Source organism: Streptomyces sp. NBC_01296, from assembly GCF_035984415.1.
Classification (GTDB): Bacteria; Actinomycetota; Actinomycetes; order Streptomycetales; family Streptomycetaceae; genus Streptomyces.
This window is the reverse complement of the sequence record NZ_CP130721.1, coordinates 426690-452588: the sequence shown is the minus strand read 5'-3', so window position 1 is coordinate 452588 and position 25899 is coordinate 426690. Positions and strand designations below refer to the sequence as shown.

The window sequence follows — 25899 nt, the reverse complement described above, 5'->3', positions numbered from 1 at the left end:
GGCGTCCAACCCTCCGAGCGGCCAGGGCGAGCTGACCACCTGGCCTAGAGTGCGGACGGTCTATGCGGCGGCAAGGTCCAGCAGCTCTTGAACGCCATTGGCCGAGCTGTAGGGCTGGAAGGCTAGGAGGAGTTCTCGGACAAGGTGCTCGCAGCGCGGTGCTCCGATGCGGCGGGAGAGGTTCAGGGCCTCGGTAGCAGCTTGGGCTGCGCGCTCGGGTTCCTTGAGCTGGAGGTGGCTGGCTGCCTGGTAGGTGAGGAAGACACCGCGGGTCTTGTCCCGGGTGGTGGGCAGGAGGGCCTGTCCGTCGGAGATGAGCTGATGGGCTTGCCGAGTTTCACCGAGGTCGAGGAGGGCTTGGCCGGAATCGACGGCGAGGTCGGCTTGGGACATCCAGGCACACCAGGCGGGCAGGGGGCGGCCGGTGGTGGCTCCGAGTTGGTGTTCTGCCGCCTTCAGCGCGCGGAGGGCGGGCCGTTTCTCCCCTTGGGAGGCGAGGGTTCGGGCGAGGCGGAGGTGGAGGAGGGACCGCGCGGCGGGGTGTTCGGTGCGGGTGAGGGCGTGATGGAGGAGGCTGGCTGCGGTGGTGTGGTCCTTGCGCCAGGCGGCCTGGTAGGCGAGGTCGCCGAGCATAGCGGCGCCGAGGTCGGGGTCGCCTGTGGCGTGGGCGCTGTGCAGGCCAGCGATCCAGAGTTTGGCGGCGGCGGTGTGGTGTCCGTGGTCGAAGCGGTGCCAGGCGACTGTCTGGGCCAGCGAGGCGGCTAGGGCGTGCAGGCGCAGGCCGGTGGCGCGGTCGTAGCGGCCGTTGGCGATGAGGTTAGCGACGGTCTCGAGGTGGGCGTCGAGCAGGGCGGTGACGTGCTGGCGCTGTTCGGTGACGAGGCCGTTGAGCTGTCGGCTGGTGTCCTCGAGCAGGGTGACCGTGTCATCGCCGACGCGCTTGTCGCCCTGCAGCTGCGCGGCGAGCGCGGTTCCTCCGCCGGCAGCCCAGGCCGCGGCCAGGGCTGTGAGTGCGGTGCCGGAGATGGTGAGGAAGGTGCGGCGTTCCAGGCGTTCCATGGCGGTACTGAGGGCCTCTCGCAGGGCGGTGACGGTGCTGCATGGTCCGAGGGGGACGACTCCTCCGTCGCTGCCGGGCAGCCAGTTCGGCCAGTCGTCGGGGGCGACCAGCTCGACGGGCAGTGCTAAGGCTTCGGCGATGTAGACCTGCGTTTCGGCCTCGGGGGTGACCCCGCAGACCTCCCACTTGCGGACCCGGTGTTTGTCGGTGCCCGAGCGCAGGCCGCGGCGCTTTGCCGCTTCGCCGATGAGGTTCGCCAGGTCGACCCGGGTGAGGCTCTTCAGCTCGCGGTGGTAGGCCAGCGGATGGGTGTGCTCGGTCACGTATTCAGTCAAGCACTCACCGTGTCCGCGCGGAGCGGGTTCGCCGGGGCGGGACCCCCGCGGGACCCCCGCGACCCTGTCGCCTAGGTCGTACGACTGCCCGACACTCGATCTTCCAAGCGACCGGCCTGTGTTGGCCCGAAGCCGCTTGTCCGCTCCCCTGCTCCTCGTTGCAAGAAAAGGGGCCCAGATGTCGCATTCCACGTTGGCCGTACCAAGCGCACTGCCGCTGGCGGGCACCAATTGCCCCGGCAGCGCCGGCAGGCTGGCCCGGCTGCAAACCTCGCCTTACCTCTCGACCGTTCAGCCTGGAGTTGAGCCGGTTCTGGTGTACCTGTCGGACACCACCGGGCCCGAGGCCCCGGCCGGTGGGCCGCCGCCGGAATCGGCGGCGTTCGGGCTCGTGGGCCTGGACCGGACGATCATCTGGCAGGACGACCCCGAAGTCCTCCGCCTCCTGCACCACGCCGCCACCCCGCAGACGTATGGCGAGCTGGCCGCCCGTTTCGGGGCCGTCCGGGTCGCCGCAGCCGTGCGCGAGGGATGGCTGCAGGATCCTGCGGTGCTGTGCCGGGAGTACCGGCTGGTGTCGGGGGAGATCGAGGTGACGGCCCATTGCAACTGGGGTTGTGCCTCGTGTCCGGTGGCCACTGACCCCAAGCCGCGCCGCACGATGCCGATGGGCCTCTTCAAGGAGGTCGTCGACAAACTCGCCGGGGTCGGCGCCGCGTACGTGACGTTCCAGTTCTTCAACGAGCCGACCCTGGACCGGCACTTCACCGACCGGCTGGAGGTTCTCGCCGGGTACGGGATGCCGCTGGCCTTGTACTCGAACGCCTCCGCGCTGACGCCAGCCAAGATCGCCGACCTCAAGCGGACCGGGGTACTCAAGCACCTCATCGTGAACATCCCGTCCGTCGACGAGGCCGAGTTCGCCGAGCTCACCGCCTCGCGCAGCTACCGGCACACCATCGGCAACACCGACGCGGCTCTCCGCGCCGGGCTGCCGGTCCAGGTGGTGGTCAACGGGGTCGGCGAACGCCTGGAGCGCAACCTCGGCGGAGTCCGGGAGCGCTTCGGCCCGCTGGGCGCCGAGGTGTACGCGAGCCTGACGTGCGACCGGGCCGGCGAGCTGGGCGGGGAGTACGCGCAGAACGTCTACGTGGACGGGCGGCTGACCGGCTGCGGCTGGCCCGTGCACCACGTCAACATCTCCGTGGCCGGCGACTTGTTCCTGTGCTGCAACGACTACTACCAGCGCGAGGTCTTCGGCCATATCGGCGACGGCACGATCGACGAGCTGATGTCCAGCAAGCGGGCGGTGGCCCTGCGTCGCAAGGTCTTCGGTATCGACGACGCCCCCGCCGACTTCCTGTGCCGACGCTGCCACAACCAGCAGCCCGACTTCCCCGGCCGGGACTTCCGGCCGATCGCTACGTTCGGCTAGGAGCGACGATGACCACCCCCGTCCCCCGTCCGGTGCGGATCTGGTACGTGGCCGGCCAGCGGTTCTGCAACCTGAACTGCCCTTCGTGCGTGTCCATCGGCGACTGGGCCAAGAGCCGCCGCTACGACTGGAAGAACCCCGAGGACCGGCACACGTACGAGCAGGTCGTGACCTGGATCGGCACCCGCCCGCACCCGGCGAAGGTCCGGCTCGGCACGCTCGGCGAGCCTTTCGCGAGCCTGTTCTTCCTGGAGAAGGCGGCGTGGCTGACGCTGCAGCCCGGCGTCGAGCACGTCGAGCTGCTCTCCAATGCGATCCTCGTCCCCCGGCGGCTGCGCAAGCTGGAGGCGCAGGCCAACCTGGGGAAGCTGTCCCTGTGGCTGACCTGGCACGACGGGCAGGCCGACCTCGACCGCGTCATCAAGGCCGCCGCCTTCGCGCAGGAGACTTACGGCTGCTTCGTCGTCGTCAACGCCCTGCTCTTCGAGGACAACGCCGCCGCGGTGGCCCGCGCCCGCGACGCCGCCCGCGCGGGCGGCCTGCGGTTCAACGTCGACCTCGGATACGACCCCACCGCCCCCACAGGGGTCGGAGCGGCGGCCGTCCCCGTCATGAAGGCCGAAGGCGCCCTGGACACCCTGGCCGAGCTCGGCGGGAACCGGGCGCTGGCCGAGACCGCCCTGCTCGGGCTGTCCTCCTGCCAGGGCATGCTCTGCCGGGCCGGTCACGACGCGTTCTTCATCGACATCCACGGCCAGGTCTTCCGCTGTTCCAACTACTCCGCACAGGACATGAAGCCCCTCGGCAGCGTCCTGGCCCCGGGGTTCGAGCTGCCGCTGCGCGCCGAGACGTGGGCGCCGTGCGCCGCCCGTGGCGGGTGCGGCAACAAGGAGGACTTCCTCAACCTCCAGATCGCCTCCCCCCTGCGCCCCGAGACCGTCCCCAGCCTCGGCTGGACCGACGCCTGAACCCCAGCCCACGCGCCCCTTCCGCAAAGGGAGACCCCCGTGCTCATCGGCGACATGACCTGGCCTGACCTGGCCCCGGCCCCCGACGACTTCGCCGTGGTGCCCGTCGGAGCCCTCGAACCGCACGGCCCGCACCTGCCGCTCGGCTCCGACACCATGATCAGCGAACACTTCGCCCGCCACCTCGCCGATGACCTCGGCGCGCACATCGCTCCCGCCGTCGGCTACGGCGTCGCCACCCCCGCGCAGCGGCTCGGCGGCACCTTCCCCGGCGTCATCAGCATCACCGGAACCACCTTCACCGCCCTGATCACCGAGATACTGACCTCCCTGGCCGGCCACGGATACCGGCGGCTGGTCCTGCTCAACTCGGCCATCGACAACATCAGCTTCCTGTGCGAGGCCGCCCGCGAGGTGACCGACCGCGTGCCCCGCAGCAGGGTGATGATCGTGAACTGGTGGGACGTCGTCGGCGAGGACTTCCGCGACGCCCTCGCCGCGGAAACGGGCACCGCCCGGAGCGACGACCACCACGCCGGGATGGTCGAGTCCAGCCTGGTGATGCACATCAGCCCGCACGCCGCCCAGCCCGACCGGCTGCCCGCCGACGGCGGCCAGGAGCACCCGCGCCGGATCCGCTACCACCTTTACCCGCCGCCGGCCGACACGGCCACCAGCGCCGGCATCGTCTACTCCGCCGCCCACGCCAGTAGCGACCTCGGCAAGTACATCGCCGAGCAGGTCGCCCGCGAGCTGACCGACGCCGTCCGCCGCGAGTTCAACGCGCCCCTGCCCAGCTGACCCATCCGTTCTCGCGCCACATCTACCTGAGGAGCACCCGCATGCCGTCTTCGGGCGAACGCCTGTTCCTGCTCTCCCCGTCTGCGTCCTACCCCCGGCCGTTCGCGTGCGTCATCGACGACCAGGCCCGCCTCGTCCACGCCTGGGCAAGCCCGATCGGACAGCCGGACATCGAGACCAGGCCGCCGTCCTACCTGCGCGGCTGGAACCACGTCGAGCTCGGCCCCGACGGGTCGCTGTACGCGATGGTGCCGCTGCACACCCTGCTCAAACTCGCCCCCGACTCCACCCTCACCTGGCGGGCCGACCTCCCCGTCCACCACGACCTCGACATCAGCCCCAACGGCGAGATCTACGTCCTGACCGAGGAGCCCCGACCCGTCCCCTGCACGGGCGGCCAGCACCTCCTACTGGACAACTCCATCACCGTCCTCGGACCGGACGGACAACTGCGCGACGCCCACTCCCTGTACGAGACCCTGACCACCGACCCTGCCCTGGCAGCCATGATCACCGAGGCGATCGACCACCATCGCGCCGCAGGCCGGATCGCCGACCCGGCCGCGCTCGCCCCGCGGCTGGAAGGACCGAACGGCTGGCTGCGCGGCCGTGAGATCTCCCGTTTCCTGCGGGCCCGGCCCGGCTCCCCCAGCGACATCCTCCACACCAACACCCTCGAGATCCTCACCACCGCGCACCCCGCCGGGCTATGGGCAGCCGGGGACGTACTGGTATCGCTGCGGAACCTGGACCTGATCGCCGTACTCGACCTGACCACCCGGACGGTGCGGTGGTGGTGGGGGCCCGGCGAGCTGTCCGGGCAGCACCAGCCCTCCGTCCAGCCGGATGCCACCATCCTCGTGTTCGACAACGGCCGCGCCCACGGCCGCTCCCGCATCCTGCAGGTCGAGCCGCGCACCCGTACCGTCCCGTGGCAGCACAACCTGGGCCTGTTCTGCGAGATGGCCGGCGGCTGCGAGCGCCTGCCAGACGGCAACATCCTCATCAGCGACGCCCAGGCAGGCCGCGGCCTGATCATCAACCACCAGGGCCAGGAGCAGTGGAGCGTGCAGGTGGCCACCAAGGCGACGGTCGAGGGCCGCTCGCGCGCCGAGTTCTACCGCCTCGCCGCCGTCCACCCTTCCGCCACGGCCCGCCTGGGCGAGGGCGACCTCCCCGCCCGCACCCTGGCCGAGGCGAAAGTGTCCTTCCGACTTGGCACCCCCGTGCGGAGCGCACTGTGATCAGCGTGATCATCCCGACCCGCGACCGCCCTGGCCCGCTCCATCGCGCCCTGCGCAGCCTCGCCCGCCAGACCTACCGCCACTTCGAGGTCATCGTCGCCCGTGACGGCGGAACCCCCGTTGACCAGGTCGTCGGCCGCTGGCAGCACGAGCTGCCCATCACTCTTCTCGACACCGCCCAACCGCGCGGCGTCTCTCACGCCCGCAACGCGGCCCTCATCTACGCCCAGGGCGAGCACGTCGCGTTCCTCGACGACGATGACGTCTTCCTGCCCCAGCACCTCGCGGACGCCGCCGACATCCTCCGCAGGGGTCAGGCAGACGCCGTCTACGGCCAGGCCCTCGTCAGCCCGACGTGGATCGAGGACCTGCCGCGCATCTCTCACGGCCTGCCCCGCAAGGACTACCCCTTCGACGCCGCCTTCCTCGCCGTGGCCAACACCATCCACACCGGCTCCCTCGTGATCCGCAACCCCTCCTCCGCCCCGGTCCGCTTTGACGAGACCATGACCCACTGCGAAGACTGGGACTTCCTCCTCGCCCTCCACCACACCGCCGGCTACCGCTTCACCCGCCTCAACACCCTGACCTGCATCTACCACCAGCTGCCCCGCCCCGGGGCCGTCGCCAGCGCGTACCAGACCAGCCCCACCCCCTTCACCCGTGCCCGAGCCACGGTCTATCAGCGGTGGCCAGCCCCGGACCGGCGCACGGAGGCGTACCGGCAGTGGTTCCGGGAGTTCGACCACCGGCTCGACACACGTGTCGCCGGGGGCCTGCCCGTCGCCCCGCACCTGTTCGAGCACGCCATCCGCAGCCTCCACGCCACGTTCAGCGCCGGGCGTGAACCGGACCGAACGCTCCTCGATCAGCTGCTCCCGTCCTTGGGGCAGTGGAGCCGGGAGAGCTCTCCCTTGCCGGCAGTCCCGACGCTGTCCGGAGGCACCCATGCCACGAAGTGAGGCCCCGTACGACGGGTTCGCGGACACCTTCGCCCGGGAGGCCGCCGACAGCCCGTACAACGCCCACTACGACCGCCCCACCGTCCTCGAACTCCTCGGCGACGTACAGGGGAAGCGCATCCTCGACGCCGGCTGCGGCCCTGGCCTCTACCTCGCCGAGCTCAAGGCCCGCAGTGCCAACGTGGTGGGGATCGACCAGAGCGCCGACATGGTCCGTCACACCCGCACCCGCCTCGGGCCCCACGTCGAAGTCCGGCAGCACGACCTCAACGAACCACTCACCTGGGCCGCCGACTCCCGCTTCGACATCGTCCTGCTCGCGCTCGTCCTCCACTACGTCGAGGACCGCGTCCGCACCCTGACCGAACTATCTCGCGTGCTGCACCCTGCTGGCCGGATCATCGTTTCCACCAGCCACCCCACCGCCGACTGGCTCACCAACGGCGGCAGCTACTTCGACGCCCGCCGAGCAGAGGAAACCTGGTCCAACGGCATGACGCACCGCTACTGGCGCCAGCCCCTCCAGGCGTGGGTGACCGAGTTCTCCGCAGCCGGGCTCACCATCGACCGCCTCGTCGAACACCGACCCGCCGCCTCAATGCCCCACGAGTACCCCGCCACGTACGAGAAACTGAACCGACAGCCCGGATTCATCGCCTTTCAGCTCATCAAGACTCCGGCCCGGCCCCTCGCCTGACCAGGCGCCGACGTACCGGCTCACCCCTCGGGAGCTCAGCGAATGCCAACACGGCCGACCCTCGCGGTGGTCAGCGGTCCCCCCGGCACCGGAAAGACCACCCTCGCGCACAGCCTCGCCAAGGAACTCGGCTGCCCCGCGATCATCCGTGACGAGATCAAGCAGGGCATGGTCATGAGCACCGCGGCCTATGAGCCTGGCGGGGACGACCCCCTCAACATCCCGGCCATGCACGCCTTCTTCGACACCCTCAGTGTGCTCCTTGAGGCCGGCGTCACCGTCGTCGCCGAGGCCGCTTACCAGGACCGGCTCTGGCGCCCCGGCCTCGAACCCCTCACGAAGATCGCCGACCTTCGCATCATCCGGTGCACCACTCCAACACCGACCATTATCGAGCGCATGACCGAACGTGCTGCCTCGGACAGGCATCGCGCGGCCCACGGTGACCGGCAGCTCCTCACCGACATCGCCGTCGGCGCCTACAGTCCCGAGGGGTTCGTCGACATCTCCCTCGACGCGCCCGCCCTGATCGTGGACACGTCCGACGGCTACCGGCCTGGGACAGCCGAGATCGGAGCCTTCATCCGAGCGCGTTGATTCCCAAAGAGGGGGCGGCCGCCTCCACGCGGCCGTTTCCCGGCATCTGAGGGACCAGGTCGCACCCCGCCTCGTCGACCCCGCCAGCGGTACGGGCGTCTTCGCGGCGGCTGCGGCCCTCACGGAGCCGGCCGGCTGGATGGCTCACGACTCCGCCCACGACGAGCTCGCCGTCAAACACCTCACCCGCGCACTTCCGCTCGCCCGCGTCTCCGGCGACGCCCCGCTCGCCGCCAACATCGCCGCGAGCGCCAGCCACCTCGCCCTGCACACCAACGACGTGCCCGGAGCGGCCCGCTGGGCCAAGACCGGTCTCCACCTCGCAGCCCAAGGCCCCCGCATCCCCGCCCTGACCGCCCGCTTGCACACCATGACCGCCCGCGCGCTGGCCGCAGCAGCCCAGCACTCCCCGCCCAGCGCGCTCTCGACCAAGCCCTAGCCGACATCGCGGGAACCTCAGACACCGTCCACCCCTGGCTCAGCCCCTTCGACACTGCCGCGCTGGCCAGCGAATCCGCACTGATCCTCAAAGACCTCGGCCGCTATGACCAAGCCCTCGCCCAGGCCGAGCAGGCCCTCACCCTGCGCGAGGCCGGCCGTGCCCGCTCCCTGGCCCTGACCCGGATCACCCTGGTCGACATCCACATCCGCCGCCGCGACCTCGACGCCGCAAGGTCGGCCACAACCTCCTCACCACCAGCCCCACCCTCAGCTCCGTACGCGTCATCCACCAGCTAGACGAGTCATTCCGAAGTGATCGTGCTCAGCTTGCCGATGGGCCAAGGGGCCGTTCGATGGCGTGCTGCTGGCCCGTGGACATGCATGCTGCCTGCGCCAAGGCGGGCTTTGCGTCCCTCGAGAAGCCGGCGAAGTAGATGACGCTCGCCGCACAATGGAGGCCGGAGCTGGTGCTGCTTGTCCCGGGCCGCTCACGGCAGCTGCCGAATCCCTCCCCGGGGCTTCAACCTAGCTGGTCGCGCACGAGATCAAGGAATGCCTGTCGGCTCGGATGGATGTGCGCCCAGACCTTCTCATCCTGTGGCTCTCCCGGGTCTTCGGGGCCCTTCCTGATCACCTCCTGTACTGCCCACGCGAGGCTGCGTGCCGCTTCGCTGACCTCGGACGCGCACAGTACGTGGATCGTCTTCTGCGTCACCCACACCCTGTCAAGGACCTGCCTTGCCCGGGCCTGCCACTGCTCGTCAGCCAGGTTGTGGTGATACCGATCCACCGCGACTCGTTCTGCTTCCTGCACCGCAGACAGAAATGCGATGAGGTGCGTGAGACGCTCGTTGCGGCGCGCCTCGGCAAGTTCACGGACACTGCGGCGCGCCTCGCCGCGTTCCAAGGCGCGTCCTGCCGAGCGTTGGGCCAGCATCGACATGAGCCCGCCGAGCAGGACGCCGATGAGCGGCGCAAGCGTTGTCCACACAACGTCCGATTATGACATCGATGGCATGAACACGGCCCGGGGTTCGGGCAATATCGGGCCGGGACCGGGACGCGCAGACGGCCAGGTTGTCGCAGCCTTCGACAACGGCGGGCAGCAGACGGCGGAAGATCTGAGATCTTCGCGCTGCCCTGGGCGCTCTTGGCCACAGCGCGGACCGGGAGGTCCGGTACTGGGCATGAGGTGGCGTCCGGTCTCCCGTGTCTTGTCGGCCTGCTCAAGCGTGAAGCTGGGCAATCGGGCAGCCCCCTGCCGGCGGCCGGAGAGACAGAAAGGGCGGCCAAGATCGTTCTGTGACGAATGACCTGGACGCCCTGCTCACCGCACTGTATGTGAAGATCGACGACGAGATCACGGACACCCGGTGGCTGGGACGCCCTCCCCGGCTGACCGATTCCGAGCTCGTCTGCCTCGCCGTCGCCCAGGCGATGCTGGGCTTCACCTCGGAGTCCAGGTGGCTGCGGTTCGTCCACTCCCGCCTCGGCAAGATGTTCCCCTTCGTGCCGAAGCAGCCGGGCTGGAACAAGCGGCTGCGGGCTGCGCTGCCGCTGGTCAAGCGGGCTGTACGGCTCCTTGCGACGGACACCGACTTCTGGTTCGACAACCACTGGATCATCGACTCCACCCCGGTCGAGTGCGGCCGGTCACGCCCCACCGTGAAGCGGTCGGACCTGGCCGGCTGGGCCGGATACGGGTACTGCGCCAGCCATTCCCGATTCTTCTGGGGCCTGCGGCTATACCTGGTGTGCACCCCAACCGGCATGCCGATCTTGTGGTCCCTTGCGAACCCGAAGCTGGACGAGCGCGAGGTGCTGACGGCGATGTTGGATCGTGAGCCGGACACAGACACCGACCGCCCCGGCCTGCTGGTGATCACGGACAAGGGCTTCGCCTCCAAGGAATTCGAGACCGATCTGGCCATGCGCGGGGCAGAGCTGCTGCGGCCCTCGTTCAAGCGGGAGAAGCGCCGCAAGGGCGAGTCACTGCTGAAATCGGTGCGGCAACTGATCGAGTCGGTGAACGACACCCTCAAAGGCCAGCTCGACCTGGAACAACACGGCGGCCGGACCTTTGAGGGCGTCACCGTCCGCGTCGCCCAACGCGTCCTCGCGCTGGCCGCAGCAATCTGGCACAACCACAAGACCAGACAGCCAATCACACGGTCCCTGATCGCCTACGACCACTGATCACTTCGGAATGACTCATCTAGACGACCTGCGCCGCCACCTCGAGCCCCACAAGGCCTACAGGCCGGTCGGCCAGTACCTGGTGCGGTTCGACGACGCACGCCGGGCCAGAATGCTCCTGATGGCCGACATCATCACCGCGCCCAGGAGAAGTCCCGCCCATGAGGCCCACGCCCAATGACCCCGATGCCTGGTACGCCTACCTCGCCGAGGGCAACCGCACCCAGGCCCGCAAACGCGTCGCGGCCGACGCCCTGATCCGCAACCGGGCCGGCCACGTACTCCTGGTCAAGCCCACCTACAAGCCCGGCTGGGACCTGCCCGGCGGAATGGCCGAGGCCAACGAGGCACCCGAAGCCGCTCTCATACGCGAACTGCGCGAGGAACTCGGCCTGAACGCAGCCCTCCGCCAGCTCCTCGTCGTCGACTGGGTACCGCCCCACGGCCCATGGGACGACCAGATCGCCTTCATCTTCGACGCCGGCACCCTGGACGACACCCAGGCCACAGCGCTCCGCCCGCACGACAACGAGCTCGCCGAGATCGCCTTCGTCCCCATCGACAAGGCCCCCGCGCTACTCCGCAGCCGGATATGCAACCGGCTCCACGCTGCAGTGCAGGCCTGTGAGACCGGGTGCCCCATGTACCTGCACGACGGTCATAGAAGCGGCCACCCGCATCCGAACCGAGCTGTCCCCCGTCCTGGACCTGCGGGAACGCCAGGTTAATCTTCGTGTCTCACTAACGATCGCTACCCGACACTCGGCCCGTCTCCGCCGTCTCCCCGCGCCAGTGGGCGAGGCTGCCTCGGGTGGCGCGGGTGCGGGGATGGTCGTCGCCCAGCACCCGCACTTGGTCGGCAAGTAGTTCGGTGAAAGCGGCAGCGGCGCCGGCCGCATCCCCCGCATTGCCCCGCCACAAGGCGGCTTTGCCTCGGGTGGCGAGGGTGCGGGGATGGTCGTCGCCCAGTACCCGCACCATGTGCTCCAGCAGTTCGGCGAGGTCGGCGGCGGCGCCGGCCGCATCCCCCGCCTCCCCCTGCCAGTGGGCGAGGTTGAGCCGGGCGACAAGGGTGTCGGGGTGGTCTTCCCCCTGCCTCCGTATGCGGTCGGCGAGTAGTTCGGCGAAAGCGGCAGCAGCGCTGGCCGCATCCCCCGCCTCCCCCTGCCAGTAGGCGAGGTTGTGCCGGGCGACGAGGATGTCGGGGTGGTCTTCCCCCAGCAGCTGTATGCGGTCGGCGAGCAGTTCGGCGAGGTCGGCGGCGGCGCCCGCTGCGTCCCCCGCCTCTCCTTGCCAGTGGGCGAGGTTGTGCCGGGCCGCGAGGGTGTCGGGGTGCTCTTCCCCCAGCAGCTGTATGCGGTCGGCGAGCAGTTCGGCGAAAGCGGCAGCAGCGCTGGCCGCATCCCCCGCCTCCCCCTGCCAGTAGGCGAGGTTGTGCCGGGCGACGAGGATGTCGGGGTGGTCTTCCCCCAGCAGCCGCGCTTGGGCGGCGAGCAGTTCGGCGAAAGCGGCAGCAGCGCCGGCCGCATCCCCCGCCTCCCCCCTCCACAAGGCGAGACTTCCCCGGGCAGCGAGGGTGCCAGGGTGGTCGTCGCCCAGTACCCGCGCCGTGTGCTCCAGCAGTTCGGCGAGGTCGGCGGCGGCGCCGGCCGCATCCCCCGCGTTGCCCCGCCGCAAGGCGAGGTGATGCCGGGCGACGAGGGTGCTGGGATGGTCTTCCCCCAGCAGCCGCACCTGGTCGGCGAGCAGTTCGGCGAGGTCGGCGACGACTCTGGCCGCGTCCCCCGCATCGCCCCGCCACATGGCGAGATTGCCCCGGGCGACGAGCGTGTCAGGGTGGTCGTCGCCCAATACCCGCACCATGTGCTCCAGCAGTTCGGCGAGGTCGGCGGCGGCGCCGGCCGCATCCCCCGCCTCCCCCTGCCAGTGGGCGAGATTGTGTCGGGCGACAAGGGTGCCGGGGTGGTCTTCCCCTTGCCACCGTACGCGGTCGGCGAGCAGTTCGGCGAAAGCGGCAGCAGCGCCAGCCGCATCCCCTGCCTTCCCCCGCCACATGGCGAGATTGCCCCGGGTAGCGAGGGTGCCAGGGTGGTCGTCGCCCAGTACCCGCGCCGTGTGCTCCAGCAGTTCGGCGAGGTCGGCGGCGGCGCCGGCCGCATCCCCCGCCTCCCCCCGCCAGTAAGCGAAGTTGTGCCGGGCAACGAGGGCGTCAGGGTGGTCGGCGGCGAGACGGTCTCGGGCGACGTCGGTAAGGTGTCGGAAATGGTCGCGGGCGGCGGTCACCTGGCCAGCCTGGCCGTAGCTGTTGCCGGTGCGGGACAGCACCGCATGTGGGTCGGGCTGATACAGGGCGTCCTCGGCGCAGGTGACGAGGGCTGTGCTGTTGACACGAAGAATCTGGGTAAGGGCGGCGTCGCGCTCGATTTTGGGCCAGGCTGCTATGAGGGCGTCGGCGGCGGTGCGGGCGGTTTGGTTGTAGTGGTGGGGTGTGAGCGTGTCTCGGATCGTGCGCTGGATGAGCTGATGGACGCGCACGGCTTGGTTCGGGGTGCCGGGTATGTGCTCGAAGAGGCTGAGCCGGTGCAGAGTCCGCAGGGCCCCCATCGCGTCCTCGCGCGTGGCCTGCGCAGCGAAGCGCTGCAATCTGCCCGGTCGCCACTTCAGCCATCGCGCGAGTCCAGGACTGGCCTGGGTGCGGTGGGCGGCCAGGTAGGTGAGGGCTGGGGAACTAGTCAGAACTTCGTGGGGGATGCCGTTGGCGTCGAGCATCGCGGCGAGTTGGAGCATGGGGCGGGCCAGGCCAGCGGGTCGCAGGGTGTCAGCGCGGTCGATGGACAAGGACCAGACGGCGGCCAAGGGGAGGGCTTGGTCGTCGGGCAGGCGATCGGGGGCGGTGTCGGCGAGTGTGGTGGTGCGGTCGGCCAGCAGCTGGCGGTAAGTGGCGATGTCGTCGCCGGAGTCGATGAGGTAGGCGACGGCCTGGGCGAGGGCCAGCGGCAGGCGCCCGAGATCGGCGACCAGGCCCGTGATCTCGTTGGCGGGCTCGACTCGGCCGTGTGCCGTCAGGGATGTGGTGACGTAGGTGCGGGCTTCGTCTTCGGTGAACAGGCCGATCTCGACCGTGTCGCGGCTGTCTGCGGCGAGGGCGGCGTCACGGCGGCGGGTGGTCACCAGGGTGCGGCCGTTGGGGCTGGCGGGCGGCCACAGGCGGTGCAGGTCCGCCGGGTCGGTGACGTCGTCCAGGACGATCAGCCACCGGCAGGGCATGGCTGCCGTTTTGGGGGTGAGCCAGGCCAGGAAGGAAGCGGCGGCCTTCTCCGGATCACTGGGATCGGCCCGGCACAACTCGATGCCGGCCTGAGCGTATCCGCTCACGAGGGCCTCCCGGCTGCTGGCGGTGAGCCAGACCAGAACGTCCAGGCCGCCCACCTGGCTGCCGTCCCCCCATGCGGTATGTGCGTAGTCGGCAGCGAGTTGGGTCTTGCCCACCCCGCCCATACCGGTCAGGATCTGGCCCAGCACCGCGGTGCCACCGCCGTCGACCGTCACCCGCAGCCGTTCTGCCTCGGCGCGGTGCTGGAAGGACCGTGCCCGGGGAGGGATGACCCCGACCTGGTGCGGCCACGGGGCCGGTTCCCGTGGCGCGCTGGGTTGCACCATGGTCAGCTTCTCGACGCTCACCTGGTGGATGTAGCCGGTGTTGGCAAGCCCGCCCTCGGACGCGGCCGCATCCCCCGTCCGGGATATCCGTACCGGAGCAGCGGGGGCGCCGCCGCTTCCCGGTACTGGTCCGCGGTAGCCGCTTACCGCTATGGCCCCCGACACGGCTGCAGCGTTCCCGGTATCGGTCACCGCGACATCAGCGCCGGCAGCGTCGATGGAGCCTTGCTGGTCCTTGTCTCCTGCGGTCACGCGACCGAATTCCCCCCGCCTTCTCTTTTCTGACTGGGCCGGGTGCTGTCAGGTGTAGTCGATGCCGCTGACGGCGTTGCTGCCGTCGCCGGTGGCGGTGGCGCCGCCGGTCCTTTCCGCCTGTGCCGAGCCACTACCCCGGCCCTGCGGGCGCCTGACCCCCGTCAGCGCTGTTCCACCATCGTCCGCACGGGCCGGCCCGGTCCGCACGGCCGTATCGTCCGCACGATTGCCCGGGTGCTGAAACAACGCCCAGACCAGAGCCGCGATACCAGCGGCGGCCTGAATGCAGGCTCCGGCCAGCTGTCCCGCATCGGGGCCGTCCAGCAACCAGACCAACGGCGTCGAGACGACCCCGGCGGCCCCCAACACGATGACCGTGATCTTCCACCCCTGCGACATGCCCGCTCCCCCTCGCCACGACACGGCCCCCCAGCTGACGGTCCGCCACTTCATAGTGCGGCAGGGCGGTTCGATCTGGAACAGGAACGCGACCCGCAGCATCCTGGTTCCAGCACACCCAGGCCCCTGGGAGGAAGGCGGCTCCGGGCCAGGATTCACACGGAATCACAGCATCTCGGAGTTCGCCGCCTACTTGGACGCCCGCGACCTCGGCCGCCCGCCCCTCCCTGCCGTACATCGGCGACGTCCCCGCCGCCCCCGGCCTGGTCCTAGCCCTCACCACCGCCCGGGCCGCGCTGGAGGGCGCCGACGAGGCCGTCGTGCTGCGCGCCGCCGGGCACGAATGGGAGCTCCACACCTCCGTCCGTCCCGCCTTGGAGGCCCTGGTCTCCGGCGCACGCCTCACCTTCGGGGACCTGGCCGAGCGCTCCGGCCTCACCGTGGAACAGGTCGCGGCGCTCGCCACCGAGCTGGTATCCAAGGACGCGGCCGCCGTCTCCCAACCGAGGTAGGACCCGCCATGTTCGAGGCCCCCGCCCCCACCCCCGTCGACCGGATGCTGGCCGCCCAGCGGCACGCTGCCGACCAGTTCGGCCTGCGTGCAACCGGCCGCCGGGCGTGGGGGTACCGGGGCCGAACCCTCTCCTCGGCCGCCGGCCCGCACTGGCTCCGCGTGGTCTGCGCCGAGGCCGGCGCCGAGGGCGGCAAGCTGTGGGACGGCCCGTCCACCTCCCGCGCCCTCCCCGCGTCGGTGCCGCGCCCCGACCTGTTCCGCATCCGGGACTGGACCACCGACGGCTACGCCTACCGGGCCGAGCTGTACGCCTTCGCCCCCGACCCGATTGTCTCCCCGCGCCCCGTCCTCGACCAGGACCCCGGCCTGCCCGAGACGTGGTGGAAGGAGATGACGACCGCCCTGGACGCTCTCGCCGACGTCCCGCCGCCGACGGACCGCGAGGCCGTACGCGAGGAATACCTGCGCCGCGTGATCCCCGAGTTCACCGGCCACCAGGTCGACCACGTCACCTGGACCACCGCCCACGGCGACCTCCACTACGGCAACATCACCCGCGGCCCACACATCCTCGACTGGGAAGGCTGGGGCCGCGCCCCGTACGGCTACGACGCGGCCACCCTGTACGTGTACGCCCTGCTGACACCCGAGACGGCCGCTGGCATCCGGGCCCAACTGGCCCCCGTCCTGGACCGGCCCGAGGCCCGCACCGGCATGCTGACCATCTGCGCCCAAGTCCTCCAAGCCCAGGACCGCGTCGACTTCTACGCCGAGCTGGCCAGCCCCGTACGCGAGTACCTGGCCCACCTGTAGCGCCGCGCTCGTTGGGCCACATGGCCCGCCACCCGCGCCCAGGCCCTCCACGCGCTGCGCCATCCCGCAGCTGAAGCATGTGCGGTCTGCGGCGCGGGTCGCGAGCTCGGCGTCACCGATCCCTGACCCGGCCTGGCGCTCGGCAGGAGGCCGCTGTGGACCTGCCAGTGGTCAGAGCCGCGAGAGGCTTCACCCCGGATTCGGGGAGCGCACGGGGTCGGCGGCGGGCTGAGCCCTTCCAGACACCATGCTGTGCGGCCGGAAGGCGGTGCATGGGGAGCGCGGCGGCCATGGTTCGCGAGGTTCGACCAGGACCCGGCGTGATGCTGATGACCCAGGTGGGGTCCCTGATTTACGTGTGATGAAGCACGGAATCTCTCCGCCGGAAACGCCGAGATTCGTATCTGATTATGTGCGGTCATTTAAGGAGAGTGCTGGCTTGAATCAAACATCGCTCTTGAGGTGAATCTGAGATTCCCGTGTGACCTGAGGCGCAGTCTGATGAAAAGGATTGATAGGTAAGCGTGAAGCCGTACAAGCTCTGAGGGACGGCAAGATCACCCGCCAGCGAATGTCGAGTACGAGGCGGGCGGATCTGAATTGAAGAGACCTGGGAGCGAAATGAAGCGCGTACATTTTTCACCTCACCGGCGTGGAATCGCCACGGTTCTGGCCATGGCGGGCGTGGCAGTCGCGCTGACCGCGACCACGGGTGCCGGAGTGTCCTATGCGGATGACGGCAAGCCGTTAGGCGTCCCCGAAAGCTCGCTGTCCGCGGACGGCAAGTTCTTCACGCCCGGACCCAACACGCTGGTCAAGCGGAACTCCAGCGCGGCCGAAAGCGGCGAACTGTCAACTGAAGCCCCGAGCTCCATATCCCCTGCGCCCGCAGGGACGACTGACTTCTACAGGATCAAGAACGCGCACTGGATCAGCCAGTCGTGCGGAACCGATGTGATCCAGGCGACCAGTGGCGGGGGCAAGACCACCCTCGTCCTGACGGTCGACAAGAGTGTCTCCGCCACCGTCACGAAGGAGATCAACGTCGACCTGAAGTAAATCTCGGCAGGCATGGGCTGGAGCGTCACCAGCACCTACGGCGTCAAGAACGAGACGCGCTTTGAGGTGCCCGACGGCAAGTTCGGGACCGTCCAGGCCTTCCCGCTCTACGACGTGTTCGAAGGAGAGGCCTGGTCAGGCGCCGGCGGCGAGTTCCCCACGGGGAAGAGGATATGGGCCTACAAGCCCGTGGGTGTCTGCTTCAACCAGTGGGTACAGTGATCACACACTGAAGATACGATCAGAATGAGGTGCAGCCCCATGGCCTGGAAAAAGAAGCCCTTAGTCTTTGGGGCTGCCTTCATTTTCTTACTTACCGGATGTGAAAGCGGAGCTGATTCGGACGCTGAACCCACTTCGACCGGCGTGCAGGTTACTGCTCTGAGTGAATTGGAAGCGATTAGCGTCGCCGACGATCCGCTTGCCGATGCAGAGAGCGCCTCCTCCGGTACTCTCAAAATCCTCGCCGAACTTCGGGATGGGCAGGATCGCATCATCATGTTCGCGAACGGCGACTCCTGCGGAATTCAGGTCGACGCAAAAGGAGACCAAAAGGCCAATCGGATTCACCTCGTGTCGAAGTGGCCGGCTGGCGGTGAGGGCAGTAACATCTACCCTGCCGGACCGTACAACAGCGCCTCCGGCAGCGGCCCCCAAAAATGGGTATCACTGCTCTGCAGCAAGAACGCCATGGTGATCGAATACGCCTCCGATAAATCCGAAGCACCAGTGAATCCGCGTGGCCATGTCACAGTCACACAGGTCTCCGACCGTCCAGTGACCTCACGGATCATCGTCGGAGAGCGGAAGGTACGCGAACAGATCGCGGACGGAGCGAAAGCACAGGGAACCCCGAACGCCAGCCCTCCTCCCCGATAGCGCACCATGCGCAGCGCGCTTCCGAACCAGACCCGGCGCAGGGCTGATTCAAGGCATGGGTGGTCACGACCATCGGCATCGCGGGCCTGTGGCTCCTGCCCGCAACTCTGTCCCCGCAGCTGCTCGACACCATCCGGAAGCCGCAGCCAGCGGACCCGTCCTGACGACACCCAAGGGAGATCGCGACGAGACTCGTCTGGCTGGCCGCGCTCGGTGTCCTCGCCGTCGTCATGGCGGTGTTCACGCCGCACGTGTTCCGCACCGAATCGACCTGGCAGTTCATCGCCTGGTCGGTCATGCTTCTCGGCACGGTCGGCTTCATCGCCGCGCTGGTCCGTGCCGAGCTGCTCATCCGCTCCCTGAACCGGCGGAACAGCGACATTTCCGAGACCTGATCGTCCCGCCAGCCTCGCTTCCGTGCCGATGCGGACCTGCCGACTGGTGCCGACGCTGCCGAGGCGGATCCGGTGGATGTACCAGCGGTCGATCAAGGTGTCCCGGTCCACGGGCACCGACACCCCCAGCACCGGCTCAAGGCCGTCCTCGTCCCGGCGCGACCGCCTGGTCCAGGTGCACGCGCAGCCCCCGCTCCTGGAACCGGATGGGGTCACCATGCGGCGGGCTCGCACCACAGACACCAACGAGTGATCAAGCGGGCAGTGTTGACGATGATGGCGGTCACGAGAGCGTCGGGCATCACCGCTCTGGATATAGGGATCAAGTCCCCGGACGACTCAAGGCGTCAGCCCGACGCCCACGTGACCGCCGTCGCGACCAACCTCTGCTGCTCGAACAGCCTGGGCGTACGTCTCTCAGGGCTGTCGCTACCACCGGATTAGGACGGCTCCGACGCCGTGATCACACCAGCCACGGGGAGATCATTCCACTGCTTCCCGCCCGTCCTGCTCGAACGCGGCGCGGCAGCGTGCGACCTGCTCGGCCACCTGCTCCATGAACCAGCGCATGATCTCGTAGGGGATGACGTGTTCATCATGGCTGTGGATGTGGACGGTCGGTTCCAGATCCGGATCCTCGTCCGGAACAAACGCCACCAAGAAGGCGACTCCAGGCAGGTGCCTCGCGGCGCTAGGGTTCTCGGCCCACACGGCCGGCGCAGGTACGGCCTCACTCAGCTCCACAGCCCAGGCATCGTCGGGCAAGGCGTAGTGGAACTGGATGGCGTAGTGACGCCCTGCATGTTCTCGCAACTCGGCTGGCATGACGGCAGGCTGCCACAGGCGCGAGGTCCGAGTTGCTGCGGCCCCACCAGATTTGCGGGACAGCCCTTAGGGATTGCAGATCATTAACCCGTTGTTTTGATCTTGTTTTCTTCGCCGGTCTGGGCCTGGATCCGGGCCTGGAGGGCGGCGAGGGTCGTGGGTGGGGTTGTCGCGGGTTGGATGGTGATGCCGTGTGTCTCGAGCAGTCGGCGGTTCTTCTGAAGGGTGCGGTGCATGGCGGTGCGGCTGGTGCCGAACAGCACGGCGAGGGGTTCCGCGGCCAGGGCGTCCCGTAGGTGGAGCACGGTGGCCAGGACCTGGTCGGGGAAGGTCAGCCGGGGCGGGCGGCCGCGCCGGGTATCCCCATCTGGGGCCAGGATCTCGGTGAGGTCGTTCAGTTGCCGGCGGGTCATTCCGGTAAGTGCGGGATCTGAGAGCAGGGCCTGGTGCCACTCCGGCTCCGGCTCCGGCGTCTGCGGGGCCCGGGCCGCCGGGATTACCGGGGATGGCTGGGGGTGCAGGGCGTAGTTCCAGTCGCCGTGGAAGGCGTGCCGGGTCAGTGGCAGGGCGGCCATGTCCGCGTCTTTGACGCGGACTCCGGTCGGGTAGGTGTTGGTGTCGAGTTCGGCCCTCACGTGCAGTCCGGTGCGGGTGGTGGTCGCGGCGATCGACTGCACGATGACTTCGTGGCTGGTCAGCGGGCGGCCGCTCCAGTTCATCGTGATGTGCGAGAAGAGCCGGTGCTCGATCTTGTTCCACTTCGATGTGCCCGGCGGCAGATGACACACGGTGATCGTCAGCCCGGTCTCAGCGGCGAGTTGGGCCAGCTCGAGCTTCCAGGCCCGGGTGCGGTAGCCGTTGGATCCGCCGGCGTCGGCGGTGATCAGCAGCCGTGTCGCCCGCGGGTAGGCAGCCCGGCCCTGGCCGAGCCACCAGCGGCGGATCGATTCCACGGCGAACGCGGCGGTGTCGTGATCGGTGCCGACGTTGACCCAGCCGGTGTTCGCGGACAGGTCGTAGATCCCGTAGGGGACGGCTTTACCCAACTGCGGATCGGCAAAGTCGTGGACGCCTACCGGGACAGGCTCACCGGCGGGACGCCACTGGCGGCCACTGTTCTTGAACTCGCCGACGAGTTCCTTCTTCTTGGTGTCCACGCTGATCACGGGTTGCCCGGTGTCCCGGTGCTCACGGGCCTGCTCGTTGAGGTAGCGGAACTGGGCGTCCCGGTCCGGGTGCTGACTGCCCTCGAGCGTCTTCGCGTTCGCCTGCAGACTGAAGCCTTCCTCCCGCAGCAGGTCGCCCACGGTATCGGCGCTGATCCGGTGCCCAGCCCGGGCCAGCTCCGCCGCGATCGTACGTGTCGATTTCACAGTCCACCGCAGCGGCGACATCGGGTCGCCCCTCTCATCGGGCTCGACCAGCGCCAGCAGTGCCGGCCGCACCCCCGGATCCAGATCGGCGACCCGTTTGCGTCCTCCGCCGGGACGCCGGACCCGTCCCAACGGCTCCTCTCCGGATTCCAGCTCGAACACACCATTGCGGACCGTCGTCTCGCTGACCTGGGCCGCCCGAGCGACAGCGCGGATGCCACCGTGCCCAAGCAGCCGGGCCTCGGTCCCCATCAGCAGCCGTCGCTGCCGCTCGTCCAGATGTGGGAACAACACCGCGAACTTCGCAGAGAGTTGGTCACGGGTCTCGTCCGGGATGCGCATACCAGACCAACGAGCCCCAGGTCGGGAAGCAACACCTTGATGATCTGCAAGCCCTTAGGTAAGAGAGCCGTCCGCGGAATACGCGGCTCCTGAACATGCGAGCTCACCCGTCCTGGGGCCGAAAGAGAGGAGGCTACGCGTGCATGTCACGGTGGGCGGTCCTTCCGATTGTGCCGTGTCCCGTCCATCCGTTCGCTCGGGCTCTCCCATGCGGGTGGTCTCGCGGTGTGGCTCCTCAGCCGCTTTCGCCGTGGGGTGTGGCATAGGTGGAGTGACCGGGACACGTGGCATCGGCTGGCTCCGCTGGATCGCACATCGGCGTGCCGCGAGGCGCAGGCACCAGCTGCGGAGGGGCCGGTTCGGGGCGCGTGCGGCCGCTGGAGGCAACCCGACGCAGGGGATCTCACTGCTGATCCTCAGCCTGCCAGGGCTGGCAGCCCTGGCGGCGCTGCTCTTCACGTGGATGCAGGTGAGCCAGACCGGCAAGGAACTGCGGATCAGCGAGCAGGGCCAAATCACCAGCAGGTTCAACGCAGCGATCGGCAACCTGGGGTCGACCTCGGTGGACGTGCGCCTGGGCGGCATCTACGCGCTGGAACGCATCATGCACGACTCCGCCCGGGACCAGCCGACGGTGGTCTCGGTGCTGTCCGCGTACGTACGGCGGCGCGCTCCACTGCCGACGGGCACCAAGTCGACCGAGGGGCCCCCGCCCGCCGAGATCGACGCGGTGATGAACGTCCTGGCCGGGCGCCGCCCCGAATACGATAAGGGGCTGTCGATCAACTTGAGTCACACCGACCTGAGCGGGTGGACACCTTGGTACGCGCATGGCGAGCGTGGCATCTCCCTGGTGGGTGCGGACCTCACCGGGACCGACCTCAGCGACACCAACTTCAGCGATGCGCAACTTCGCGGCGTCTACCTCTCCGAAGCCAACCTCCGCGGGGCGGACCTGAACGGCGCGGACCTGAGCGGCGCGGACCTGGGCATGACGAATCTTCGCGAAGCGAGTTTCCTCGACGCGAACCTCTCGGACGCGTCCTTCTGCGGCTATTCCGATCCCGTCCAGTGCGCGGACCTGACCGACGTGATGTTCGACAACGCGAACCTGACCGGTGCCGTACTCGCCAGCGCGGACCTGACCAAGGCGACTCTCTGTTCAGGCAATTTCTTCATTGATATTAGGACGGGAAGGAAACGCGGTGGGCATTGCGCTCGCCTGAGAGACGCAGACCTCGCCAATGCGAACCTCTCGAAAGTGGACCTTTCCGGGGTGGACTTGAACGGTGCAGACCTCTCGAAGGCCAACCTCAGCAAGGCCAACCTCACGGGCGCCGACCTCACCGGGGCGAAGCTGGATGGCGCCAGACTGGACGGAGTCCGTGGCCTCCCGCCGTCCCTCCGCCGAGCGCCCTAAATTAAGGGCTGCGGCAGCTCAGTGCTGGTAGCGAGGCCGGTTGTGGAGTTCTGGCGTGTATCGAGCTCAATGTCCGCCGGACTGTGTCAAGGCGGTGGCGGTCTCGAGGCTGACGCCCGGCGACAGGTGCCCGGACCGCAAGGCCGTTCGAACTGCACGGTGACGATGGTGGAGGCCAAGCGCCTTCGCGGCCTGCTCCTGTGAGCCTTCCATTCCAAGCGGGCTGGGAGTGGGCGCGTATTGTCGAGGCAGCCATCGAGTCGTACGAGAAGGCCGTAAGGCCGCTGACGACGCCTACGCATGACGGCGGCCAGCCGCGAGGCCAAAGCGATCTCGGCAGCCGCCGCGGTGACCGTCATGCCGCTCTCCAGGCAGGTGAGGAAGGCGTGGCGGCGCTCGGGGGTGAAGCGAGGCGCCCGGGCAGGGGCTGCCGCTGTGACCGACATGTCCTTCACTGCCTCGCAGGCCCGGGCGAACGCCGCGTTCTCCTGCCGCCAGTGGCCGGCCGTGCCCGCCCCGTCGAAGAGGATCTGCGCGGCCAGGCTGGGAGTGGCACCGAGGGCGAGCAGACGAAGGTAGTCCGCCCGCGCCACGACTCCGCCAGCGCCCATCTCATCGGGGTCGGTACCCGCCAACGCCAGCGCGAGGGCGGTATCGGTACGCGCCGCAGTGAACACGTTCTTCACTTCGACACCCGTGGCCTGCGCGGCGGCTGCGACATCGCGCCCGTTGCGCAGGTGGCCGAGCAAGGCCGACCGTTTCCGGGCAGGCAGGGGATCGGACATGAGGGCACGCTAGGGCAGCCCGGATCCGTGCGCCCCGGCGACAGGCCGGGCACTACCTGCGCCATGAAGGCTCCCCGGCGCGGTACCGGAGGGCGTGGGTACAGATTGGCGTGTGCGGTGAACTCGGCTCACCGGTGTGCTTGGTCGTGCTCAATCGCGTTCGGTGGGATTCGGTGTGGTGAGTCACCGGTGAGTGGTGAGTGGTGAGTGGTGAGTGGTGAGTGGACTGGCGACTCACTGGTGCGTAGGGGCCGGTGAGCGGTGACCAGATGGGCGAGTCACTGGGGTGCGGAAGTTGGGACCGGAGAGCGATGACATTCACTGCCGGGGCCGGTGCCGCTTCCCGCCTGGCGGGCACTCGGGAAGAAAGTTCGTCCGCTGGTCCCGCCTGGCGGGACGTATCGCTGCTCGGCCTTTTGTTGCAGGTCAGGGCCGTGTGGTGTGGTCTGCATGACAGTGGATATCAGGGTCGTCCGGGCCGGTCAGATGTACCGCTACTACCTGCGCCAGGTCGTTGTCGGCGACGGCCGCCGCCCGGCTCGCACGCCGCTGCGCGAGGCCCAGGAGCAAGCCGGTGTCCCGGCCGGGCGATGGATGGGCCGCGGCCTGGCCGTGCTCGGACTGACGCCGGGTGAGGAGGTCACCGAGAGCCAGCTGCGGAACCTGTTTGGCGAGCGGGGCCGGCACCCGTACGCGGACCGCATCGAGGCCGAAGAGCTGGCCGCGGGGAAGTCCCCGAAGGCGGCGGTGAAGGCCGGCGCTCTCGGGCGCCGGGTCACGGTCACCGGGTTCGATCTCGTCTTCCGGCCGCAGCCGACGATCTACCTCCTGTGGGCGCTGGGGGATGAGGAGACCCGGCAGGTGATCGAGGCCGCGCACGAGCGGGCGATCGTACGGGTGCTGGAGTGGATCGAGGACGAGGTCGCGGTGATCCGGTACGGCAAGGACGGCATCTACCGGGTGAGGCCGCCCGGCGGTCTGGTCGCCGCGCGCTTCCGCCACTACGAGGCACGCTCCGGGATGCCGCTGCTCCATGACCATCTGCTGCTGTCGGTGAAGGGACAGCGCCTGGACGGGAAGTGGGGCTCGATCCACACCACGGCCCTGCACGAGGCCACCGTGTGCGCCTCCGCGCTCTACAACGAGCTCGTTGCTGCAGAGGTCTGCGAGGCGCTCGGGCTGGCGACCGAGCCGCGCATCGTCACCCCGGGGCGCCGGCCTGTGATGGAGATTGCCGGGGTGCCGCACGAGCTGATCCGCTGGACCTCCCGGCGCAGCGACCAGATCGCCGCCTGCCTGGAAGAGCTGGAGCACGAGTACGTCACCGCCGTCGACGACGACGGCGAGCTGAAGTTCCTGCCCGTGGTCTCCGAGCGGGCCCGCGCCAAGCTGAACGCCATGGCCGCCCGCAAGACCCGCCCGCCCAAGCAGAAGACCCTGCCGCTCGCGCAGTTGCGCGCTTGGTGGAAGACGAGCGCGATCCTCACCTCCGGGGTGGCCGCCGACGTCCCGCGCGTCCCCGGTATCGCAGACGAGGCACACCGCCCCGTCGACTGCGCCGGGCGCCTCAGGAGGCGGTCTGGGCGGCGAGGGGCTTGTCGGGGGTGGTGGTCGGGGTGGGTCTGCGGAGGGACTGGTCGGAGTTGAGGACCGCCCGGTAGAGGGCGTGGATGTGGGGAGAGGGTTCGAGGCCGAAGCGGCCCGAGAGCTCGTTGCGCAGGTCGCGGTAGATCTCCAGGGCTTCCACGCGGCGCCCGGCGCGGTAGAGGGCCAGCATGAGGTGGGCGTGCATCTGCTCGTGGGTGGGGTCTCCAGCCGCGTGGGTGAACAGTTCGCCCAGGAGTTCGTAGTGCCGTCCCAGTCGGAGTTCGGCGTTGATGCAGCGGTCGAGTACGGCCCGGCGGCGCTCTTCCAGTTCCCTCGCGCGGATGGTCAGCAGCGGTCCGGTCGCCAGGTCGGCGAGGGCCGGGCCGCGCCACAGGGCGAGGGCCTGGCGGAACCGGGTTGCGGCCGCGGCGTCGTCGCCGGCTGCGACCGCGCGGTGGCCGCGCTCGGCCAGGCGCTCGAACTCGTCGGAGTCGACCTGGGTGAGTTCCGGGTTGAGCTGGTAGCCGCCGGGCCGTGTGACGATCACGACTCTTGGGTCGGTGGCGGGCGCGCCTGTCGTGGCGAGTGCGCGAAGTTTGCCTATGTAGGTGTGGATGGCTGCGCTCGCGCTGCGCGGAGCCTGCCCGGCCCAGAGTTCCTCGGTACATTCCGTGAGGGACACCAGGCGGCCGCGGTGGAGGGCCAGCAGGGCGAGCAGTTTGGCCTGTTTCGTTGCCGTCGGGGTGACATCGACTCCCTTGATATGCGCAAGTAACGAACCCAGCACCGAGATATCCATCAACCCCCCCGAAGTTAGTGGTTAGCCACTAGTCACATAGCCTAGAAACTTCTGAACT

The 25899-nt window shown here is 69.0% G+C and carries 27 protein-coding genes and 1 pseudogene; 20 read left to right on the top strand and 8 right to left on the bottom strand.

Annotated features, from left to right (window positions below; all coding sequences use genetic code 11):
- Window positions 1-60: 60 nt before the first annotated feature.
- Window positions 61-1395 carry an NsdA family TPR-like regulatory protein gene (locus tag OG299_RS42160; RefSeq protein WP_327364948.1) on the bottom strand — a complete coding sequence of 445 codons (1335 nt, stop codon included), beginning with the start codon at window positions 1393-1395 and terminating at the stop codon, window positions 61-63.
- Between the two features lie 316 nt (window positions 1396-1711).
- On the opposite strand from OG299_RS42160, the gene OG299_RS42155 reads away from it, so the two are divergent.
- From OG299_RS42155 to OG299_RS42120, 8 genes are all read left to right on the top strand, one after another.
- Window positions 1712-2830, top strand: coding sequence for a radical SAM/SPASM domain-containing protein (locus OG299_RS42155; protein WP_327364947.1), 1119 nt, complete (start codon window positions 1712-1714; stop codon window positions 2828-2830).
- Window positions 2831-2838: 8 nt separating this feature from the next.
- Window positions 2839-3798, top strand: coding sequence for a hypothetical protein (locus OG299_RS42150; protein ID WP_327364946.1), 960 nt, complete (start codon window positions 2839-2841; stop codon window positions 3796-3798).
- A 39-nt stretch (window positions 3799-3837) separates the two neighbouring features.
- Complete coding sequence (locus OG299_RS42145; RefSeq protein WP_327364945.1) at window positions 3838-4599, top strand: creatininase family protein; 762 nt, start codon at window positions 3838-3840, stop codon at window positions 4597-4599.
- Between the two features lie 41 nt (window positions 4600-4640).
- Window positions 4641-5843, top strand: coding sequence for an arylsulfotransferase family protein (locus tag OG299_RS42140; RefSeq protein ID WP_327364944.1), 1203 nt, complete (start codon window positions 4641-4643; stop codon window positions 5841-5843).
- A gap of 5 nt (window positions 5844-5848) precedes the next feature.
- A complete protein-coding gene (locus OG299_RS42135; protein WP_327364943.1) occupies window positions 5849-6805 on the top strand; it encodes a glycosyltransferase family 2 protein in 957 nt (318 codons plus the stop codon).
- The gene (locus tag OG299_RS42130; RefSeq protein ID WP_327364942.1) at window positions 6792-7502 is read left to right on the top strand and encodes a class I SAM-dependent methyltransferase; all 711 of its coding nucleotides are present in this window, start codon (window positions 6792-6794) and stop codon (window positions 7500-7502) included. The genes OG299_RS42135 and OG299_RS42130 overlap by 14 nt, the downstream gene beginning before the upstream one ends.
- A 42-nt stretch (window positions 7503-7544) precedes the next feature.
- Entirely contained in the window at window positions 7545-8099 is a 555-nt protein-coding gene (locus OG299_RS42125; RefSeq protein WP_327364941.1) for an AAA family ATPase, read from the top strand.
- A 139-nt stretch (window positions 8100-8238) separates the two neighbouring features.
- Window positions 8239-8538 carry a hypothetical protein gene (locus OG299_RS42120; protein WP_327364940.1) on the top strand — a complete coding sequence of 100 codons (300 nt, stop codon included), beginning with the start codon at window positions 8239-8241 and terminating at the stop codon, window positions 8536-8538.
- Between the two features lie 522 nt (window positions 8539-9060).
- On the opposite strand, the gene OG299_RS42115 is transcribed toward OG299_RS42120, so the two are convergent.
- Window positions 9061-9531, bottom strand: coding sequence for a hypothetical protein (locus tag OG299_RS42115; protein WP_327364939.1), 471 nt, complete (start codon window positions 9529-9531; stop codon window positions 9061-9063).
- Window positions 9532-9842: 311 nt separating this feature from the next.
- On the opposite strand from OG299_RS42115, the gene OG299_RS42110 reads away from it, so the two are divergent.
- Genes OG299_RS42110 through OG299_RS42100 form a run of 3 tightly spaced genes read left to right on the top strand, consistent with a single transcriptional unit; the run spans window position 9843 to window position 11464 of the window.
- Window positions 9843-10736, top strand: coding sequence for an IS982 family transposase (locus OG299_RS42110; RefSeq protein ID WP_327364938.1), 894 nt, complete (start codon window positions 9843-9845; stop codon window positions 10734-10736).
- Window positions 10737-10746: 10 nt separating this feature from the next.
- Window positions 10747-10917, top strand: coding sequence for a hypothetical protein (locus tag OG299_RS42105; protein WP_327364937.1), 171 nt, complete (start codon window positions 10747-10749; stop codon window positions 10915-10917).
- Complete coding sequence (locus OG299_RS42100) at window positions 10898-11464, top strand: NUDIX domain-containing protein (RefSeq protein ID WP_327364936.1); 567 nt, start codon at window positions 10898-10900, stop codon at window positions 11462-11464. Before OG299_RS42105 ends, OG299_RS42100 begins: the two co-directional genes overlap by 20 nt.
- Before the next feature lie 13 nt (window positions 11465-11477).
- Here the strand turns inward: OG299_RS42100 and OG299_RS42095 are convergent, their stop codons facing one another.
- A complete protein-coding gene (locus OG299_RS42095) occupies window positions 11478-14648 on the bottom strand; it encodes a tetratricopeptide repeat protein (RefSeq protein WP_327364935.1) in 3171 nt (1056 codons plus the stop codon).
- Window positions 14649-14696: 48 nt separating this feature from the next.
- Window positions 14697-15050 carry a hypothetical protein gene (locus OG299_RS42090; protein WP_327364934.1) on the bottom strand — a complete coding sequence of 118 codons (354 nt, stop codon included), beginning with the start codon at window positions 15048-15050 and terminating at the stop codon, window positions 14697-14699.
- A 320-nt stretch (window positions 15051-15370) separates the two neighbouring features.
- On the opposite strand from OG299_RS42090, the gene OG299_RS42085 reads away from it, so the two are divergent.
- The 7 genes and pseudogenes from OG299_RS42085 to OG299_RS42060 all read left to right on the top strand — a co-directional run bounded on the left by OG299_RS42085 (window position 15371) and on the right by OG299_RS42060 (window position 18710).
- Window positions 15371-15562, top strand: a complete 192-nt coding sequence (locus OG299_RS42085) for a hypothetical protein (RefSeq protein ID WP_327364933.1) — start codon at window positions 15371-15373, stop codon at window positions 15560-15562.
- Between the two features lie 8 nt (window positions 15563-15570).
- Entirely contained in the window at window positions 15571-16377 is an 807-nt protein-coding gene (locus tag OG299_RS42080; RefSeq protein ID WP_327364932.1) for a phosphotransferase, read from the top strand.
- A gap of 30 nt (window positions 16378-16407) precedes the next feature.
- Window positions 16408-16503, top strand: a pseudogene (locus OG299_RS43000) (DUF6233 domain-containing protein); the annotation flags it as partial.
- 549 nt (window positions 16504-17052) lie between these two features.
- Window positions 17053-17436 carry a hypothetical protein gene (locus tag OG299_RS42075; protein WP_327364931.1) on the top strand — a complete coding sequence of 128 codons (384 nt, stop codon included), beginning with the start codon at window positions 17053-17055 and terminating at the stop codon, window positions 17434-17436.
- A gap of 12 nt (window positions 17437-17448) precedes the next feature.
- Window positions 17449-17658, top strand: coding sequence for a hypothetical protein (locus OG299_RS42070; protein ID WP_327364930.1), 210 nt, complete (start codon window positions 17449-17451; stop codon window positions 17656-17658).
- Window positions 17659-17697: 39 nt separating this feature from the next.
- Window positions 17698-18315: a hypothetical protein gene (locus OG299_RS42065; protein ID WP_327364929.1), complete on the top strand. Its 618-nt coding sequence runs from the start codon at window positions 17698-17700 to the stop codon at window positions 18313-18315.
- Window positions 18316-18545: 230 nt separating this feature from the next.
- Window positions 18546-18710: a hypothetical protein gene (locus OG299_RS42060; RefSeq protein WP_327364928.1), complete on the top strand. Its 165-nt coding sequence runs from the start codon at window positions 18546-18548 to the stop codon at window positions 18708-18710.
- Window positions 18711-19193: 483 nt separating this feature from the next.
- On the opposite strand, the gene OG299_RS42055 is transcribed toward OG299_RS42060, so the two are convergent.
- Together OG299_RS42055 and OG299_RS42050 are read right to left on the bottom strand one after the other, a co-directional pair.
- Complete coding sequence (locus OG299_RS42055) at window positions 19194-19535, bottom strand: hypothetical protein (protein ID WP_327364927.1); 342 nt, start codon at window positions 19533-19535, stop codon at window positions 19194-19196.
- A gap of 83 nt (window positions 19536-19618) precedes the next feature.
- The gene (locus tag OG299_RS42050) at window positions 19619-21250 is read right to left on the bottom strand and encodes an ISAzo13 family transposase (RefSeq protein WP_327364926.1); all 1632 of its coding nucleotides are present in this window, start codon (window positions 21248-21250) and stop codon (window positions 19619-19621) included.
- 271 nt (window positions 21251-21521) lie between these two features.
- Between OG299_RS42050 and OG299_RS42045 the strand changes: the two genes are divergently transcribed.
- Window positions 21522-22670: a pentapeptide repeat-containing protein gene (locus OG299_RS42045; protein WP_327364925.1), complete on the top strand. Its 1149-nt coding sequence runs from the start codon at window positions 21522-21524 to the stop codon at window positions 22668-22670.
- Between the two features lie 86 nt (window positions 22671-22756).
- Here the strand turns inward: OG299_RS42045 and OG299_RS42040 are convergent, their stop codons facing one another.
- Window positions 22757-23455, bottom strand: coding sequence for a hypothetical protein (locus OG299_RS42040; RefSeq protein WP_327364924.1), 699 nt, complete (start codon window positions 23453-23455; stop codon window positions 22757-22759).
- Window positions 23456-23905: 450 nt separating this feature from the next.
- Between OG299_RS42040 and mobF the strand changes: the two genes are divergently transcribed.
- Entirely contained in the window at window positions 23906-25102 is a 1197-nt protein-coding gene (gene mobF / locus OG299_RS42035; RefSeq protein WP_327364923.1) for a MobF family relaxase, read from the top strand.
- Here mobF and OG299_RS42030 read toward each other — a convergent pair.
- Complete coding sequence (locus OG299_RS42030) at window positions 25023-25841, bottom strand: AfsR/SARP family transcriptional regulator (RefSeq protein WP_327364922.1); 819 nt, start codon at window positions 25839-25841, stop codon at window positions 25023-25025. The genes mobF and OG299_RS42030 overlap by 80 nt on opposite strands.
- Between the last annotated feature and the right edge of the window lie 58 nt (window positions 25842-25899).